The organism is Singulisphaera sp. GP187 (assembly GCF_900129635.1).
Lineage (GTDB): Bacteria > Planctomycetota > Planctomycetia > Isosphaerales > Isosphaeraceae > Singulisphaera.
The window spans coordinates 1,340,543-1,356,467 of the sequence record NZ_FSRB01000002.1; the positions used below are offsets into that span (position 1 = coordinate 1,340,543).

General features: G+C 64.0%; 14 protein-coding genes. 10 read left to right on the top strand and 4 right to left on the bottom strand.

Annotated features, from left to right (window positions below):
- The first annotated feature begins 44 nt into the window (after positions 1-44).
- Both BUS42_RS29730 and BUS42_RS29735 read left to right on the top strand, forming a co-directional pair.
- Positions 45-797: an ABC transporter ATP-binding protein gene (locus tag BUS42_RS29730; RefSeq protein ID WP_074313089.1), complete on the top strand. Its 753-nt coding sequence runs from the start codon at positions 45-47 to the stop codon at positions 795-797.
- Positions 798-836: 39 nt separating this feature from the next.
- Complete coding sequence (locus tag BUS42_RS29735) at positions 837-2,003, top strand: HlyD family secretion protein (RefSeq protein WP_074313091.1); 1,167 nt, start codon at positions 837-839, stop codon at positions 2,001-2,003.
- A gap of 68 nt (positions 2,004-2,071) precedes the next feature.
- Here BUS42_RS29735 and BUS42_RS29740 read toward each other — a convergent pair whose 3' ends face one another.
- A complete protein-coding gene (locus tag BUS42_RS29740) occupies positions 2,072-2,749 on the bottom strand; it encodes a hypothetical protein (protein ID WP_074313093.1) in 678 nt (225 codons plus the stop codon).
- Between the two features lie 397 nt (positions 2,750-3,146).
- On the bottom strand, positions 3,147-4,016 hold the full coding sequence (locus BUS42_RS29745; RefSeq protein WP_074313095.1) for a hypothetical protein: 870 nt from the start codon (positions 4,014-4,016) through the stop codon (positions 3,147-3,149).
- A gap of 681 nt (positions 4,017-4,697) precedes the next feature.
- Here BUS42_RS29745 and BUS42_RS29750 point away from each other — a divergent pair.
- The 5 genes from BUS42_RS29750 (at position 4,698) to BUS42_RS29770 (ending at position 8,653) form a co-directional block, all read left to right on the top strand.
- On the top strand, positions 4,698-5,936 hold the full coding sequence (locus tag BUS42_RS29750; protein ID WP_254053879.1) for a hypothetical protein: 1,239 nt from the start codon (positions 4,698-4,700) through the stop codon (positions 5,934-5,936).
- A 249-nt stretch (positions 5,937-6,185) separates the two neighbouring features.
- Positions 6,186-6,605 (top strand): alternative ribosome rescue aminoacyl-tRNA hydrolase ArfB, encoded by a 420-nt coding sequence (gene arfB, locus BUS42_RS29755; protein WP_074313099.1) that lies wholly within the window; start codon positions 6,186-6,188, stop codon positions 6,603-6,605.
- 42 nt (positions 6,606-6,647) lie between these two features.
- Positions 6,648-6,908 carry a hypothetical protein gene (locus BUS42_RS29760; protein ID WP_074313101.1) on the top strand — a complete coding sequence of 87 codons (261 nt, stop codon included), beginning with the start codon at positions 6,648-6,650 and terminating at the stop codon, positions 6,906-6,908.
- A gap of 630 nt (positions 6,909-7,538) precedes the next feature.
- Positions 7,539-8,048 (top strand): helix-turn-helix domain-containing protein, encoded by a 510-nt coding sequence (locus BUS42_RS29765; RefSeq protein WP_074315487.1) that lies wholly within the window; start codon positions 7,539-7,541, stop codon positions 8,046-8,048.
- 110 nt (positions 8,049-8,158) lie between these two features.
- Entirely contained in the window at positions 8,159-8,653 is a 495-nt protein-coding gene (locus tag BUS42_RS29770; protein ID WP_074313103.1) for a hypothetical protein, read from the top strand.
- A gap of 234 nt (positions 8,654-8,887) precedes the next feature.
- Here BUS42_RS29770 and BUS42_RS29775 read toward each other — a convergent pair whose 3' ends face one another.
- Both BUS42_RS29775 and BUS42_RS29780 read right to left on the bottom strand, forming a co-directional pair.
- Complete coding sequence (locus tag BUS42_RS29775) at positions 8,888-11,272, bottom strand: hypothetical protein (RefSeq protein ID WP_074313105.1); 2,385 nt, start codon at positions 11,270-11,272, stop codon at positions 8,888-8,890.
- 83 nt (positions 11,273-11,355) lie between these two features.
- Positions 11,356-12,660, bottom strand: a complete 1,305-nt coding sequence (locus BUS42_RS29780; RefSeq protein ID WP_074313107.1) for a hypothetical protein — start codon at positions 12,658-12,660, stop codon at positions 11,356-11,358.
- A gap of 124 nt (positions 12,661-12,784) precedes the next feature.
- Here BUS42_RS29780 and BUS42_RS29785 point away from each other — a divergent pair, with 124 nt between their 5' ends.
- The 3 genes from BUS42_RS29785 (at position 12,785) to BUS42_RS29795 (ending at position 15,922) form a co-directional block, all read left to right on the top strand.
- Positions 12,785-13,570 (top strand): ATP-binding cassette domain-containing protein, encoded by a 786-nt coding sequence (locus BUS42_RS29785; protein WP_074313109.1) that lies wholly within the window; start codon positions 12,785-12,787, stop codon positions 13,568-13,570.
- The gene (locus BUS42_RS29790) at positions 13,567-15,132 is read left to right on the top strand and encodes an ABC transporter permease/substrate-binding protein (protein WP_074313111.1); all 1,566 of its coding nucleotides are present in this window, start codon (positions 13,567-13,569) and stop codon (positions 15,130-15,132) included. Before BUS42_RS29785 ends, BUS42_RS29790 begins: the two co-directional genes overlap by 4 nt.
- 208 nt (positions 15,133-15,340) lie before the next feature.
- Positions 15,341-15,922 (top strand): sigma-70 family RNA polymerase sigma factor, encoded by a 582-nt coding sequence (locus tag BUS42_RS29795; RefSeq protein WP_216821098.1) that lies wholly within the window; start codon positions 15,341-15,343, stop codon positions 15,920-15,922.
- The last annotated feature ends 3 nt before the right edge of the window (positions 15,923-15,925 follow it).

A 15,925-nucleotide genomic window follows, 5' to 3' on the forward strand; every position in this document is an offset into this window, starting at 1 on the left:
GGTTGAACGAATCCATCCTTCCAGATTAAAGGGAGAGGGTCGGGATGAATCCAGCCGCGATGGAAGTGAGCGATCGCCCGGCCCGGCCGGGGCTCGAGGTGGCGGTCCGAATCCGCAACGTCACCAAGCACTTCGGGGCGGGCGACCAGAAAGTTCTCGCGCTCCGGGGAGTTGATTGGGACGTGTACATGGGGCAGATGTCGATGATCGTCGGCCCGTCGGGCTGCGGCAAGACGACCCTGCTGTCCGTGATTGCCGGGATCCTCGATTGCGACGAAGGAGAAGTGAAGATCTTTGGCAACGAGGTTACGGCGATGCGTGACCGCCAGAAGACTCGGTTTCGCGCGGAGAATATTGGGTTTGTGTTCCAGCAGTACAACCTTCTGCCTGCGTTGACGGCGGCCGAGAATGCGGCGATCCCGCTGGTGATCGCCGGCTGGAAGCGGGAGAAGGCCGTGCAGCGGGCGCGGGATGTTTTGAGCTCGATCGGCATGTCCAAGAAGACGGAGAGCCTGCCGTCCCAGCTTTCCGGAGGCCAGCAGCAGCGGGTCGCCATCTCGCGTGCCCTGGTCCATGAGCCTCGGCTCCTGGTGTGCGACGAGCCGACCGCGGCACTCGACCACGAAACCGGCCTGACCGTCATGGAACTGCTCCGCGAGGCGGCCGTCCGGGCCGACCGCGCTGTCGTCGTCGTCACCCACGACAACCGCGTGTTCCATTTCGGCGATCGAATTGCCCGGATGGATGACGGCGTGATCGTCGAGATCGAAGATCGGACCAATGAGGCGGCCGCCTGATCGGCTCCCTCCCCCTCATCGACAGGAAGAGAATCGGCGATGTTTAACAAATATGTCTTGCCGTTAGTGGCGATCGGCGGTGTCAGCCTCGCGGTCTTCTACACGGTGGTCCAAGCGCGGCAGTCGACTGAGAAGGTGACGCCGGTCATTCCGCCCCCCACACGACCGACGACCAAGACCAAGGTCATCGCCGGCGCGGGGCTGATCGAGGCCCAGAAAGAGAACATCCCGATCGGGACCAACGTGCCTGGGGTTGTCTGGGAGATTTACGTTAAAAAAGGTGATTATGTCAAAAAGGGAGATCCGCTTTTTCGGATCGACGAACGGGACCTCAAGTCGCAGTGCAAGGTTCGCGAGGCGGAGTTAGCGGCCTCCCAGGCCCAACTCCATAAGTTGCGGGCCGCGCCCCGCCCGGAGGATGTCCCTCCGTTGCAGGCGGCCTTCGAAGAAGCGAAGGCGAAGTTTGCCGATACCGAGGCGGCGGTCGCTCGGACCGAGAAGCTCTACAACCGCCAGATGATCGCCGCCAGCGACTACGACAAGGACCGCTTCAACTACTACGCCGCCAAGGCGACCGCCGCCAAGGCGAAGGCCGACCTGGAGCGTCTCCTGGCCGGGACCTGGAAGGAAGACCTCGACGTCGCCGCGGCCACCGTCGCCCAGGCGCAGAGCCAGGTGGAAAGCATCAAGATCGAGCTCGACCGGCTCACCGTGCGGGCCTTGGCCGATGGCCGGGTGCTTCAACTCAACGTTCGCCTGGGCCAATTCGCGGCGATGACCTGGAAGGAGCCGATGGTGGTCCTCGGCGACGTGGACCGGCTGCACGTACGGGTCGATATCGACGAGAACGACCTCCCTTACTTTGAGAAGAATGCCGAAGCGATCGCCACGCTCAAGGGCCGTCCGTTGGTTCGGTTTGACCTGAGTTTTAAGTATGTTGAACCTTATGTGATCCCGAAGCAGAGCTTGACCGGCTCGAATTCCGAACGCGTCGATACCAGGGTCCTTCAAGTCGTCTACGCCCTGCCCGATGACCGACCGGTCGACCTCTATGTGGGCGAACAGATGGACGTCTACCTCAAGGCGGCGACGACCCCCAAGGGGATCTCACTCGAAGCCGGTCCGGGCGCATCCCTCCCGTTCGACGACGTCCACCAACCCGCCTTGAGCGCGCCGCGTACCAATCAGCCAAAGACTTCGCCCTGAAGTGCGAGGAAGGCCGTCTCGCCCGCCTGGGAAGCGAACACGCCATTCCGTCCGTTGGGGATCAACCCCTACGGACGCGTGGTGCGTTTGCGTTTGCCATTCGCGTGCGAGGCCCTGCGCAGTCGCGCTCGTGACTTGGAGCGGGCACTCGAAGCTTTTTCCGCGGGCTTGGCCGTGTCGTCATCCTCGTTCGGGAGCGCGGCGGCAACGACCCGGAATCGAAGCGTCTCCTTGGCGACCTGGGTCGGCGCGTGCTTGTCGCGGAGGATGAGGTCGTAGTCGTATTCGCCGGGCTTCAATCCCTTGAGCGAAACGGAATTCTTCAGGTAGATCGGGTTCGGCGGATAATCGACCTTGATCTCGAAGTCGAGCAAGTTCTCCTTGCGGAGCAAGACCGTCTTTTCGCCGCGGCGGCGGATCTGACCGGCTTGGATCAGATGAATGTGGTTCGACGCGCCGGTCTTGATGATGCGGTAGTTGAGCGGGTGGTAATAGACGAGCAGCTTCTCGTCCGCGGTCAGGGCCGCGCCCGGCAAGGGTTCGAAGTTCTCGAACCCATCGATCGACCGACAGGCCACGGGTGGGGTCATCGAGAGGCGATCTTCGGGTTTGCTGCCGACCGCCTGCGCGGCGGCGTCCGGCTGGGGCTCGAGCCGGTTGTCCTCACTCCCGTGGGCGATCGCCAAGGTCGCGAAGCCGCAGCAATAGAAGCAACAGAGGACGCGCGTGGTCGCTAAGACTCTCATGTTGGTGTATCCCGGTCGGTTCACGTCTCGACATTCACCTGACGGGGGGAGACGCGCAGCGTAGCGGATGAAAGGCATGACTTGCAAGAGTCTTGATTGCAAGTGGGGGGTGAGTGGCGGGAACTCCACGTGGCGTGGAGGCGGCAAAAGGGCCTCAGTGCCGACGGTCTTCGTGATCCGCAGAGTCAGCCGGGCCGGTGAGCGAAGCCTTGTCGACAGGGTGGTCCGCGGAAGAAAGTCAGTGTCTGAGGGCCGTAGCGTGAGGCATGCGACAAGTGGCGAAAAAGAGCGTGACTCGCGGGGTGGGCACGGCCGATGTTCAAGACGGTAACCCTTGGGAAGGGCTACCGTCTTGTGTTGGGATGCATCAATGGTCAAGGAATCGATCACATACCGGTCAGACTACGCGTCGGCGTCGCAGCCGAACCGCGCCCGCCGCTGCCGCCACGATCGTCCACGACAGGACCGTCGCGGGCTCGGGAACCTGTGCGCCGAACGACGGGACGTGGAGGAAACCACTGCTTTCTTCACCGATCGGATTGTCGTTGGGAGAGCCGGCATAGGCCGCGACCCAGAAGCCGTCTTTCGGATCGAGGACGCCGGGCGCCATGTGACTGAAGTTCTTGATGGTGAACTCGAAGCCCGGGTGGGCGGCCGAGGGATCGAAGGCCAGGGTACCGAGGTTGTTCGTCAACGTGGCCCCGTAACTGTTCTGCAAACTCTTGTTATTCGAACCGTTGTAGGCGGCGACGTTGAACCCGATCAGACCCGGCCCGGCGAGCGACTTGTCGGAGGGAATCCCCGCCACGGCGACGACGGGGCCATGCGAGTTCGAATCAACCGGATTGGCTCCGGCGAAGGCGACCGTAATCGATTTCAGTCCACCGATGTGGGCGGGATCGACTCCTCCATAGTCGGCCAACGCTTTGGCGATGTCCGGTCCGCCATTCCCGATGGCGCTCCCCGCGATGCTGTACGTGTTCAGACCGACCGACAGGGTATCCGTGGCCTTGTCGTATTGCAGTCGCATGTCCTTGATGGCGTATCCGTTGATGATATTCTGCGCGGTCATTTGGGGAAGTTGCGTGATCCGATTCAACGGATCGGGATCCACCGAAATGATTCGGATCTTGTCATTAGGGTCGTTGGCTTTGTTGAAATCGTTCTCGACGAACCCAGTGAAATTGATCGGGTCCGCCGACACAGAACTCGCTCCGAGCAACGTCAGCGTCGCCAGGGTCCATCGGAGCGCGTTTCGGCTCACCATTACGAGTCTCCTTCCACGTAAAGGTATTACGTCCCGCGTCAACCGCCGCGTGCTGGAGGCACGCGATGACCTGGGGGACAGAAAACGCCCCCAGAACCACGGCAGTCCGGCCGACGGACGTCGGTTGAACCGCAGTGTGTTCCGGCAGGCGGGTCTCCTCGCACCGCCGGGATGTCTCGACTCACGGTCGCTCCTGAACCGCGAATCGGGTCACCCTTCCCTGTTGGTCCGCGTCCCAACGGACGCTGGCCTGTTAGAAAGGACGATGGCGCGATGTCACTGATCTCTAGGCTGCTTCATGCCGTTCAATCGTGGCGGCGTCGTCCCGGCGGTCTCAAGACCACCAAACGGACCGCCGTGTCGATGGAACAGCTTGATCATCGGCAGCTTCTCAGCGTTAACTTCACCGGGAACGTTAAAGTCGATTTTCCCGCTACACAGCAACCAGGCGTTGTAGTCATCCCGGCTACTACGGTGAGTGCAACCGCTAACCTTCCCAATGATCTTGCCCCCATCATCGGGGTGTCAGGGTTTACGCTCAGCGGGATTCGAGTCTCTTACTCGGCATCCGACGATGTCTTGAGTATCGGTCTCGACCAACCACCGAGAGACTCCACAACCGACCCTAACAATCCTGGACCGGGCCCGTTCCCCTACAAGGCCGGAACGAGTCCCTTCTCCGTGATTGCCGGCGATGCCGACAACAATGGAGATGACGGGACCGTGAGTGCGGCGGTGCGCGCACTTCGACCTTCCGTGCTCGCCTTCGATGATCCGCCGCAGTTTGGCAAGTCTGAAACCATGGGGGCCTTCCTTGACCTCAATGGGGACGGTTTTGCGGATATTGTCGCTGGTTACTCTTCTAACGATCCTAGGACGCCGAAAGAGTATCAGGTTGCCCAGGCAATCGTCAACACGAATGCGCCTCCTACGACGCCCGATTTCGGCACGCCGTTGCCGGATAATACCGGCAATGTCTATAAGGTGAACTCGACGGTACATCCGAATCTCGAGTTCGCAATCAACCATTTCTCTCAGCTCTACCTGAAGGAGACAGGGCAGACCCTGACCCCCGACAAGGTGATCAGCATCGGAGCGTTCGCGGGTTCGGGCGAGGACGATGGCATCGGCGAGGCGTTCTTCCCGCAAGTGCCGGTGCCGTTCGACAAGACGATTGTGCCGCCGCCGCCGGTTTGCCCGCCGCCGCCGGTCTGCCCGCCGGTCTCGCCGCCGGTCGTGATCAACCCGCACCAGAACAACCACATCAACACGGCGCACCCGACCGATATCCGGGTCTCGATTCTCGGGACCTCCGGATTCGACGTCACCCAGATCGACCCGTCGACGGTGACTTTCGGTGGCGCGAGTCCGGTCTTCAACTTCTTCCGGAAAGTCAACCGTGACCAGTTCCTTGACGAGACCTTCGTCTTCAAGGGCACGGACGTCAAGTTGCCGCCAGGCATCATCGAAGCCCCCATCATGGGCTCGCTGAAGAATGGCCAGAAGTTTGTGACCTCGATGCGGGTCTTCAACCGAGACTTCAGCTTCTACTCTCCGGCCGACGTCTCCCAGGCCCAGAGCCGCCAAGCTGCGAATCCGAACCGACTGCAAACTCCGGTCTCGGTGCTCCAGCGGAGAGCCTCGCTCCATGGAGATGTCGTGGGGACTGTGGCGACCCCGGTGACTGCGGCCAAGGTTCCTAGCGGCCCGGCCGCCATCCAGGTTCGCAACACTCGGGTTGCCGCGGCGGCCCCGCCCGCGGCGGCTCAGGTCGTCTCGATCCGGCGTCGCCAGCCGGTGGTCAACACCGGACAGCGTCAGAGTGCCGCGATCTCCACGAAACTTCAGTCCAGCATCGACGCGTTGGCCAACTCCCAGTCGAGCATGGATATGAGTGGAACCGCAGCGTCCAGCCGCTAATCAACCCGCATTTCGTTCCCGCCCCGCCGACGGCGTTTGACGCCGCGGCGGGGCGGTTTTCCCTTTCGAATGCGCGGCGTCATCCCCGCTCGGCCCGATCGGCGCTGCCCACTGGCAACCACGCGGTGCGGCTCCATTCCACCTGGCCACTTCTGTCACGTTCGCTACAATACAGAAGCCCAAGCAGCCCGCGAGGCATCGTCCAAGGCCTCGTTTCCACCTGCACCCCTTGGATCGGATCGAGCGACCATGCTCAGGATCAACGACCGGATCTCGATCCCGCTGGCGGAGTTTCAGTTTGACGTCTCGCGCTCGGGCGGGCCCGGTGGGCAGAACGTCAACAAGGTGAACTCGAAGGTGTTGCTCCGCTGGATTCCGGCGACGAGTCCGAGTCTTCCCGAGCCGGTTCGGGCGCGGCTCCTCTTGGCGCTGGCCAACCGGCTCACGCGCGAAGGCGAACTGCTCGTCAGTTCGCAACGGACCCGCGACCAGTCCAGGAACCTCGCCGACTGCCTCGCCAAGGTGCGCGAGCTGATCCTCGCCGCCGCGACCCCTCCCAAGATCCGCCGCCCCAGCCGACCGACCCATGCCTCGAAGATCCGTCGGGTGGAAGCGAAGGGGCGACGCTCCGCGACCAAGCAACTGCGCCGCAAGCCCGAAACGGACTGACACACCGTCCCTTCCCTCAATCACGCTTCAGGATGCTCGACGATGGCCGATCACTCGCCGTATCAGCAAAAGATCATCAAGCGATATTACAATAATTTCTCCTCGCTTCAGGTGCAGCGGCTCAGCGAGTTGGTCACCGAGATCTATCTCGCCGAAGGTAAGAAGTGCGACCGGCTCTGGAAGCAGGTGGGCGAAAGCCTGACGAAGCTGGAGTTCCCCGCGACCCGTGTCGAGCACTTGCTCCTCAAACGCGATCCTTCGTTGCTTGCGGGTGTGCTCAAGGAACTTGAAAACAAGACGTGAGCCAAACGTCCCTGCACTGCCCACTTGTCAATTTGCCTTCCTTGCGTCCCCAAGTCCCCCATCCTCTCTAGTCTTGATTTCCCCCCTGGGACCGCGGGCGTCCCGCCCGCTCTTCGATGGATTGAATTCAAGAGCGGGCGGGACGCCCGCGGTCCCAGGGGAGAGGACTTGGTCTTCCCTCGCGGATTGCATCCTTATCTTCGTCTTCCCCTGGCGATGTAGGGACGCTCGCTCTGCCTCCCCGGATTGCCAACGAACGGGTGCGACGAGGCCGTCTCGAGCCTCTGGGGGCCGCTCCGCGCGTGTAGAACGAGTCTCGGGGCGGTGAGTGAGTGGAGTTATCACCCAATGAGGCGCTAACCGTGGGGATTAGCATTTCGGAAAACTGTTCGAGATTTACCGGTCATGTAGCACGCAGGATAAGATTGCGCCGTTTGTACGAAAGGAATTGTTGACGTGGAAACAAAGGTTTTGTAAATTTTCGACAGCTTAATGATGAATCAATGAAATGGATACTTCGACATTCGAGTAGACGCCCCACCGACCTCGGCCAAGCCGGAGGCGATGGATCGGCTCCGAATGGTGCCCAGCCGCAGCACACTGTATTCACCCGAAGCGAGGTTGCTCAAGATGTCGTTAGCTCAGCGAGTCCGGGACCATCGCTATTCCAAGGGGTGGGGACCCGACGAGTTGGCAAGCCGCGCCGCGATTTCGCGGACCGCTCTGTACCAGATCGAAAGCGGCAAGACGGAGTTGCCACGCGCCGGTACGTTGAGGCGGATCGCCCTCGCGCTCGACGTGTCGATGGAGATCCTCCTCGGCCATAGTGAAGCCGGTCCGATCGTTGCGGCCACGGCGCGGCCGGGACGAGCCAATGCCGAGTGGCTCCCCACCGAGGGAGGTCCTCTGACCATCCCGACCTCACGCACCGCGCCCACGATCGAAAATGTCGATGGCTCGCGGTTCAGCGTGGAATCCGCCCCCTTGGTCACAGCCCCGGCGGAGAGCTACCTCTCGGTACGTGAACGCGAGCTTGCATGGAAGCTCCACGAACTGCTTTCATCCAATCTCGGTGAAGGGATCGCTCGGATCATCGAAGAATCGTACCGATTGCTCCCCTCCTCCCGGCATGTTGGCTAAATTCGGCTCCTTACCCCAAAAAAGCGGGTAGAATTCCTCAAGGTTCGGCGTTGTGTGGCCGAGTTGCGGTCCGCGGAACGTCCGACTGAGCGACACCTTGAGGGGACAACATGAGTGGTCTTTCGTCGGTTCGGGGGAGATGCTGCCTGGCGATCCTCGGTCTGTTTGCCTGGAACGCGACCCGCGCTGAGGCGGGTTGGCCGTTCCGACGACGGGAGCGAACGGTGGTTGCCACGGTCGCTCCGGTTGCCGCTCCCCGGTCCGCCGCTCCGCTCGGGACGTTCACACCCACCCCCGTGATGACCGTGCGCGGCAATTTCCCGGTCGGCGGCGGATACACCCCGGCCGACTCGTTTGGCGACACGTCCATGGATATCTATGGGCCGCTCTCCTCGCTCCGCGCGACCTCCGCGCCCGTATTAACCTACAGTCGCGGTTACGACGGCCGCTCCGTGGTCAGCGAGGGCACGTCCTTCTCGACGCCGAACCTTCCCAGCCTGAGCCCGGTCATCTATCCGACCCAGGCGACGGACGTGAATGGGCCTCGACAGTTGAAGAATCCGCCCTGGTGGCCCAAGGCGACCAATTGGATCGACCAGAACTAACGCTCAGCGCGGACTTCGAAGATCCGCTCCCCGCTTGGCGTCACCATCCCTCGTGTTGAGTGAAGCCCACGCTCCGTCAGGAGGGTGGGCTTCTGCCATTCACGGGGGGGAGGCCGGCTTCGTCGCGTTCCCCAGGGCCGGTTCGCGTGCGTCCTGGTCCCACTCGGGATTCGTCGCGAATGGAGCGTGCGGTGGATTCATAAGCCGTACCATGTCCCCAAGCGTGGAGGGCGGCTAATCGTTCGGGTTCAGGCGTGCGCGGAGGTGGACGAATTTCTCGTGGAGGTCGCCCCCGCCAAGTTCGGGGTGGAGGATGGCCGTGGCATCGATGAGCTTGGCGGCCTCGCGGTTCTTCCCGGCGCGGTACTGGGCCAGAGCGACGCCATACCGCGACTCGAACCAGGCAGGAGAGCCTGCCACGGCTTGTCGCGATCGGAGCCGCTGGACTTCCGCGGCGAGGTCGAATGCGCTCAGACGGATGTACGTGTCGGCCATGTCTTTGAGAATCCGATCCTCGAGGGAGGGAGGGGTTCCCCAGTCCGCCGTAATCGAAGCGCGGGCGCGGGCCTCGTCGCCAATGAACAGCAACGCGCGGGTTTGACGAAGCTTGGCCTCGCCGAGCTGGACCTGGGTAAGCTCGCCTTGGCGTTCGAGGATGCCGGCGAGCAGCAGCCGATTGATCAGGCCGAAGCGACGGACCCGGAGGTCCGATGACGACTCCGACGCCACTGAGTCGAGCAGTCGTGCAATCTCGAGCAAGTCGGCCGGGTGACTGAGTTTGATCTCGGCGCGTGCGGCTTGTTCGGCTTCGAGAAAGTGGTTGAGCTCAGCGACGGCGATCAGATGGAGTCGACGCGCCCGTTCTCGCTGATCGGCCTGGCTGGCCGACCGCTGGACCGACTCACAGAGCCGTCGGGCCTCCTCGGCTTGACCCACATCGGGGGTGAGTTCAAGACGGACCAGGGCGAGGTTGATCGCGGCACGCTGGGTATCGTTCTGGCATTGGGTGTAGCTTTCGTTCAGGATGGAACGCGCTTCCGTATAGCGCTGGCGGACCAGCGTACGGTCATTGTTGACCCGTTGCGCGTCGAGGGCCTCTTGGCGAAGGCCGGCGACCGCCAGCCTGGCATCGAGCCAACGGGGATCGGCATGGGGGATCTCGGCCCAGAGCGACTGAGCTTCCACTGACTTGGACGTGGCGAGCCGATACTTGCCCAACAGCCAACGCGCTTCGTTCGCCGAGGGATCCTGCGGGAAGTCACGAATCTGCGTCTCCAGAGCCGTGATGTAGGCCGCCTGGGACGCCCCTGCCTGTTTCGTCGCCAAGGCGCGAGCCCGCGCCATGATCCGGAGCAGGCCGGCCTTGGCGCGGGTGCCGCCGGCCTTGGGATTGTCGGCAACCCGAGTCAGGATCGCGTCGGCTTCGAGGAATTTTCCGGCCTGGAAGAGTGAGGCGCCCGCGCGGAGCCGAAGCGCGGCGGCCTTTTCGGGCTGGCCCGTCGCATCGGCACGATCGCCCCCTTTTGCATCGAGGGCGCTGGCGCGGGCGAGCTCCCCCGCGGCGATCGCGGCCTCGGCGAGGATCTCCCAGGCGCCTGGGTCCTGCGTTTCGTCCGGTTCCTTGATCCCTCGCGCCAGGTCGAGCAAGGCGAGCTTCGCCTCCGCGGTTGTCGAACCCTGCAAGGGGCGCACCGCCTGAAAGAGGGCCTTCTCGACTTCACTGCGGCCCGACCCGGGAGCCATCCGCGCGCGCTGGTTCAGCCGAACTCGCAGGGTGAACAACGCCTTTTCCGAGGCGCTGACACCGGCGTGTTCGATGTCCTTGAGCGCCTGGTCGAACCGTTTCGCCGCCATCGCGATCCCGACCTTCGCCTCGATCAGGGCTTCGGGGGTGGGTGGCGGCGTCGCTTTCTCCGCCGCCTCGAGTGCCGACTTTGCCCCGCCCTCGTCGCCGAGCTTTGCCAAGACCTCGGCGCGGAGTAACGACGCGAATCCAACGAGCGCGGGCTCGTCGATCGATTTCTCGAGCACCTGCGCGGCATCACGGAGCCGCGAACGCTGTTCCTCCGACTCTTCAGGGGCGAGCCTCGCCCGGTCGGCCAGCGCCTGAGCCAACCGGAATCGAATGTTTTGGGCGAGGACCTTCTCGTCCGCGCGGAGCGCACCGCTGAGGGCTCGGAATCGGGAGATCGCCACGTCGAGATTCTCGATCGCGGAGTCTCCCGCCTCGCGATCGCCGGGGGCGAGTTCTCGCTGGTCGGCCCAGAGCCGCCCGCGCGCCCAGAGGTAAACCGCGGACTGAAATCGGAACTGGTTCGCTTGCGTATGCTCGGGGTTTTCGGAATCGAACCGATCGATGAGGTTGATCGCCTCGGTCCAGCGCTTCCGCCGCTCCGAAGCCGTCGTCGCCGACTGAGCGGCCCGATCAAGTGTGCCCGCCATCTCGAGCACGATTTGCTCGCGTTTATCGAGGTCGAGCGTCTGGTTTTCCACCTGGCTGCGCAATGCCGCCAGATGTTTCTCCAGGTCGTCGTCCGCGCTGACCCTTGGCAGGCCCGACCCGACGAAGAGCGTCCAGGCTACAAGGAAAAGCGCCGGAGAAGTGCCGCGTCGTGGCATGACCCATCCTTGGAAGAAAGGGATGGCGGAAGAGGAGCGGGGGGCGCGATCCGCTCCCCTTCTGGGGTATTGTACGCGACGGGTCACGCCTGTTTCTTGAGCAGGTCGCTGATCGCCTTGCGGTAGGGGGTTTCGGAGGTGATGGCCACGCCGGCGACCGAGGGTTCATAGCCCCCTTCGGCGAACGATCGTTCCAAGGGAATGTACCAAGGTCCCCCATCGCCGTAGGCGGCCGTGGCGAGCAGCGTATCGGGGCGCTCGCCCTGGGCGCCGAGCTGGTACTCCACGAAGGTTTCCGCCGGCAGGTGAAGCAGGGTCACGCCTGCTAACTCGAGCTTTGAGAGCAGGATCGGTCGTCTCGAAGCCACACGCATCAGCCAGCCGCAGGTCATGGCCGTTCGATTTCGGTTGACGACGCTCTCTTTGGGATTGGCGACGATCGCCTTGAGCTTGTCGAGATCAAGGTCGGAGCGAGCGGCGAACCGGAAGGGGGCGGTGACCCATTCGGCCGAGTCGAGCGGGCGGGCTCGATCCTGGGCGTTCTCGTCGGCCGCTTTCATCGCCGTATGGATGCGCTGGGCGAGGATGGCACGGTTGGCGTGGTTGCCGTCGTTGTATTTGCCTGCGGTGACGTTGCCTGCCCCCCCGGTGAAGTAGACGTGGAACGTGTCCGGCTCATCGGCGGCCCGCTGTTGGCGGGCCAGGCCGGCGAAGTCGCTCGAGACCCGCCCGTCGCCGTAGTAGCTCATCGGGTGCGTGGTGTAGTAGTAGAGCCGGGCCAAGGGACGATCCCCCTGGAAGAAGCCGACCGACTTGAGGATTGGGTCGATCGTGCCCACCGGCTCGGCGCGCGCCACCGGGTCGGGCGTGGCGCTACCCCGTGTGAACCGGATCTTGCCGTTGGGGCCGATGACGCGGCGGTTCGAGGCCACTTCGTGAACCTCGGCCTGTCCGGCTCGGATGTGGGTGACCGGCTTCGAGGCGACCAGAGACTCCCGCACCGCGGCCGCAGCGCGTTTGACCAGGTCGTCGACGAACGCCTCGTCGTATAATAAGGGGGCGGCGTTGGCCTTGCGGAGCAAGGCGTTCCCCTCGCGATCAATGAAGGGCGCGTTGTGTTGGTGGACGCAGTGCAGCGCCACCCGGTCGGGCGTCGTGTGCGCGGCCTCGGCAAGCGCCTCGGTCCAGAGCCGGTGCGACTCGTCCATCACCCCGGTCCAGTCCAGGGCGGCCAGCACGATCGGTAGCCCCGCCCCTTGGAGTACCACCCCACGCAACCAGAGCGGGTCGTCCACCCCCACCACCGGCTTGATCCAGCCACCGCATAAGGAGTGGCCGTTGGGTGGAGTCGCATCGACCTTGAATGTGGCGAGGTGGAAGGCGAGCATAGCGGGTGCTCCGAAGCAACGTTCTCGGCATGAGGGTTTCAACACGGACTCGAGCAATGTATCGGAATCGAGCCGGCCGTGATACGGTCTAACCGTCCGCCGCGTCCAACCGACAGGTCCGCACGTGATACCGAATTCCCACACCCCACCGGCCGTCGCCTGGCACCAGGTTCGTAAATCCTATCCCGATGGCCCTGAAGCGCTTCGTGGGGTCGACCTCACGGTCGCGCCTGACGAGTGCCTTGCCATCCTGGGAACGAGTGGCTCGGGGAAAACGACCCTCTTGAAGCTGGTCAACCGGCTGATCGACCCCACGTCGGGGGATGTGCTGGTCCGTGGCGTCTCCACGCGCGATTGGGACCCGATTGCGTTGCGGCGGTCGATGGGCTACGTGATTCAGGATGTCGGCTTGATGCCACACATGAATGTCCTCAAAAATGTGGGGCTGCCGCTCCGGCTCCAAGGCCGCCCGACTCAGGAACGCGACGCGGAAGCTTGGGAATGGCTCGAGTTGGTCGGGCTCGAGCCCGATCGGTTCGCGCCGCTGAGGCCGCATCAACTGAGCGGCGGCCAGCGGCAGCGCGTTGGGGTCGCCCGCGCCTTGATGGGCGATCCCGACCTGATACTCATGGACGAGCCGTTCGGTGCGCTCGACCCGATCACCCGGCGCGAGCTCCAGGACGAGTTCCACCGGCTTCGCCTCCGGCTCCGGAAGGCGGTCGTTTTCGTCACTCACGACATTCGCGAGGCCTGCCGGGTCGCCGATCGGCTCGCGATCGTCGATCACGGAACCTTGATCCAGGTGGGCACTCCCGCCGACCTGCTCCGGCGCCCGGCCAACGCGTTCGTTCGGAACTTCTTCAGCGACGCCCAATCGGTCCTCGAGGATATGCTGGGAGACTCGGCATGAATGGCCTGATCGACCTGGCTTGGTCCGAGCGCTGGCAACTCGCCGAGGCCACGGCCGCCCATCTCGACCTGGTGATGGAGGCCCTCGTTCTCGCCGTCTTGATCGGGGTCCCACTCGGGATCCTGGCGATGCGGTCGCGCGCGGCCGAACGGGTCGTCGTCGGTCTGGCCAACGTACTGCAAACGGTCCCGAGCCTCGCGCTGCTGGGATTCCTCCTGATTGTCTTTCGAGGACAGATCGGCAAACCACCCGCCCGTGCCGCGTTGGTGGTGTATGCGCTTCTGCCGATTATCAAGAACACGATCCTGGGGCTGCGGAGCATCCCGCGCGACGTGGCCGAAGCGGCCGTCGGGTTGGGAATGACGGCCTGGCAGCGGCTCCGGATCGTCGAGCTTCCGCTCGCCGTTCCGATCGTCCTGGGCGGTGTTCGGGTTGCCACCGTGGCGTCGGTCGGCATGGCGACCATTGCCGCCGCCATCGGCGCGAAGGGACTGGGGAGCTACATCTTCCGGGGTGTCTCGCTCTCCGACTCTCGGTTGATCCTGCTTGGCTCGATCCCGGCGGCAGTTTTGGCCCTGGCCTGCGACGCGTCGCTCGGCGAGGTTGAGCACGCCCTCGACCCGTCGCGGCCTCGCCGCTCGCGGTTCCGCACCGTCGCGGCCTCGGCGGCGATCCTCGTTCTGCTCGGCGTGGCCGCCTGGGGGTGGTTGAGCGACCGCGCGGCCGACCGGGCACGATCCACGACCGTCGTGATCGGTTCAAAGGACGGCAGCGAGATGATCTTGCTCGGCCACATGCTCGCCGACCTGGTGGAAGCACGCACCGAGTTTCACGTCGATCGCCGCTTCAACCTGGGAGGGACGCTCGTCTGCTACAACGCCCTCAGCCAGGGGGGGCTCGACGCCTATGTCGAGTACACGGGGACCGCGCTGATGGCGATCCTCAAGGAACCGCCCCAGAACGACCCGGAAGTCGTCCTCAAACGGGTTCGAACGGTCCTGGCCGATCGTGATGGGGTCGCGACCCTCGAGCCGTTCGGGTTTGAGAACACCTTCGCCCTGCTGATGCGCCGTGAGCAGGCCGAATCGCTGGGGATCCGCTCGATCTCGGACTTGCGCCGGCACCTCGCGACGATTCGGCCGGGCTTCGGACCCGAGTTCATGAACCGTCCCGATGGCTATCCCGGGCTGACCAAGGCGTACGGCCTGGACTTCGCGACCGCTCCACGCGAGATGGATCGCAACCTGCTCTACCAGGCGGTCGCCCAAGGCTCGATCGACCTGGCCGCGGGCGACTCGACGGACGGCCGGATCGCCGCGTTCAACCTGATCTCGCTCCAGGACGATCGCCGCTACTTCCCCCCGTACGAGGCGGTCCCACTCGTCCGCAACGCGACGCTACGGAAGGATGCCCGGCTTCGTGAAGCGTTCGACGAACTCGCGGGCCAGATCGACGCCTCGACGATGCGCCGGCTCAACCAGGAGGTCGACGTCAAACGACGCGACCCGGCGGCGGTCGCTCGGGAGTTTCTTCGCTCGAAGGGTCTGCTACCGGCGGGGTGACGCTCCTCGCGGCGTCGGGAGCCGCGCCGAGATCATTCACCACGCATGGTTCGCCGATCCCCCGCCACATTCACGCCGAGGGAGACGAGTGCGGCCGCTCTCCGCTCGGATCGGGTTGCGCGTCGCCGGTACTGCGGGGGCCGATCAAAAAATAGGAGTGAATCGCGGTCCGCCCCCTCGGGATTGTCGTCTTTCAGTGCAGAGGGGGGTGAAGATCGTGGGAGAACGGTTCGACACGCACAGTGCGCTCCTGGAGCGCTACCGGGACTATTTGCAGCTTCTCGCCCGGCTCCGGGTGGGTCGGCGGCTTCAGGGGAAGCTCGACCCATCCGATCTGGTGCAGCTCACCCTTCTGCGGGCGCACCAAGCGCTCGACCAATTTCAAGGAACCGAGGAGTGTGAGCGGGCGGCCTGGCTGAGAAAGGTCTTCGCCACGACGACCGCCGATGAGGTCAAACGCTACAGCCGGGGCAAGCGCGACGTGCGTTTGGAACGTTCGCTGCTGACGTTGCTCGACGAAACCTCCATGCGGCTGGAGACTTGGCTGGCAGTCGACCAGTCGTCGCCGAGCCAGCAGGTGCTTCGGCAGGAACAACTCGTCCTTCTGGCCGAGGCGCTCGCCGCCATGCCCGAGGATCAGCGGCAGGCCGTCGAGCTGCATCATTTGGGCGGGTATTCCGTGGCCGACGTGGGCCTCCAGCTCGGGAGGAGCAAGGCGGCCGTGGCGGGCCTGCTCAGGCGCGGACTGCGGGGCCTTCGCCAGCGGCTCGACACCAACGGTCAAAGGTAATCT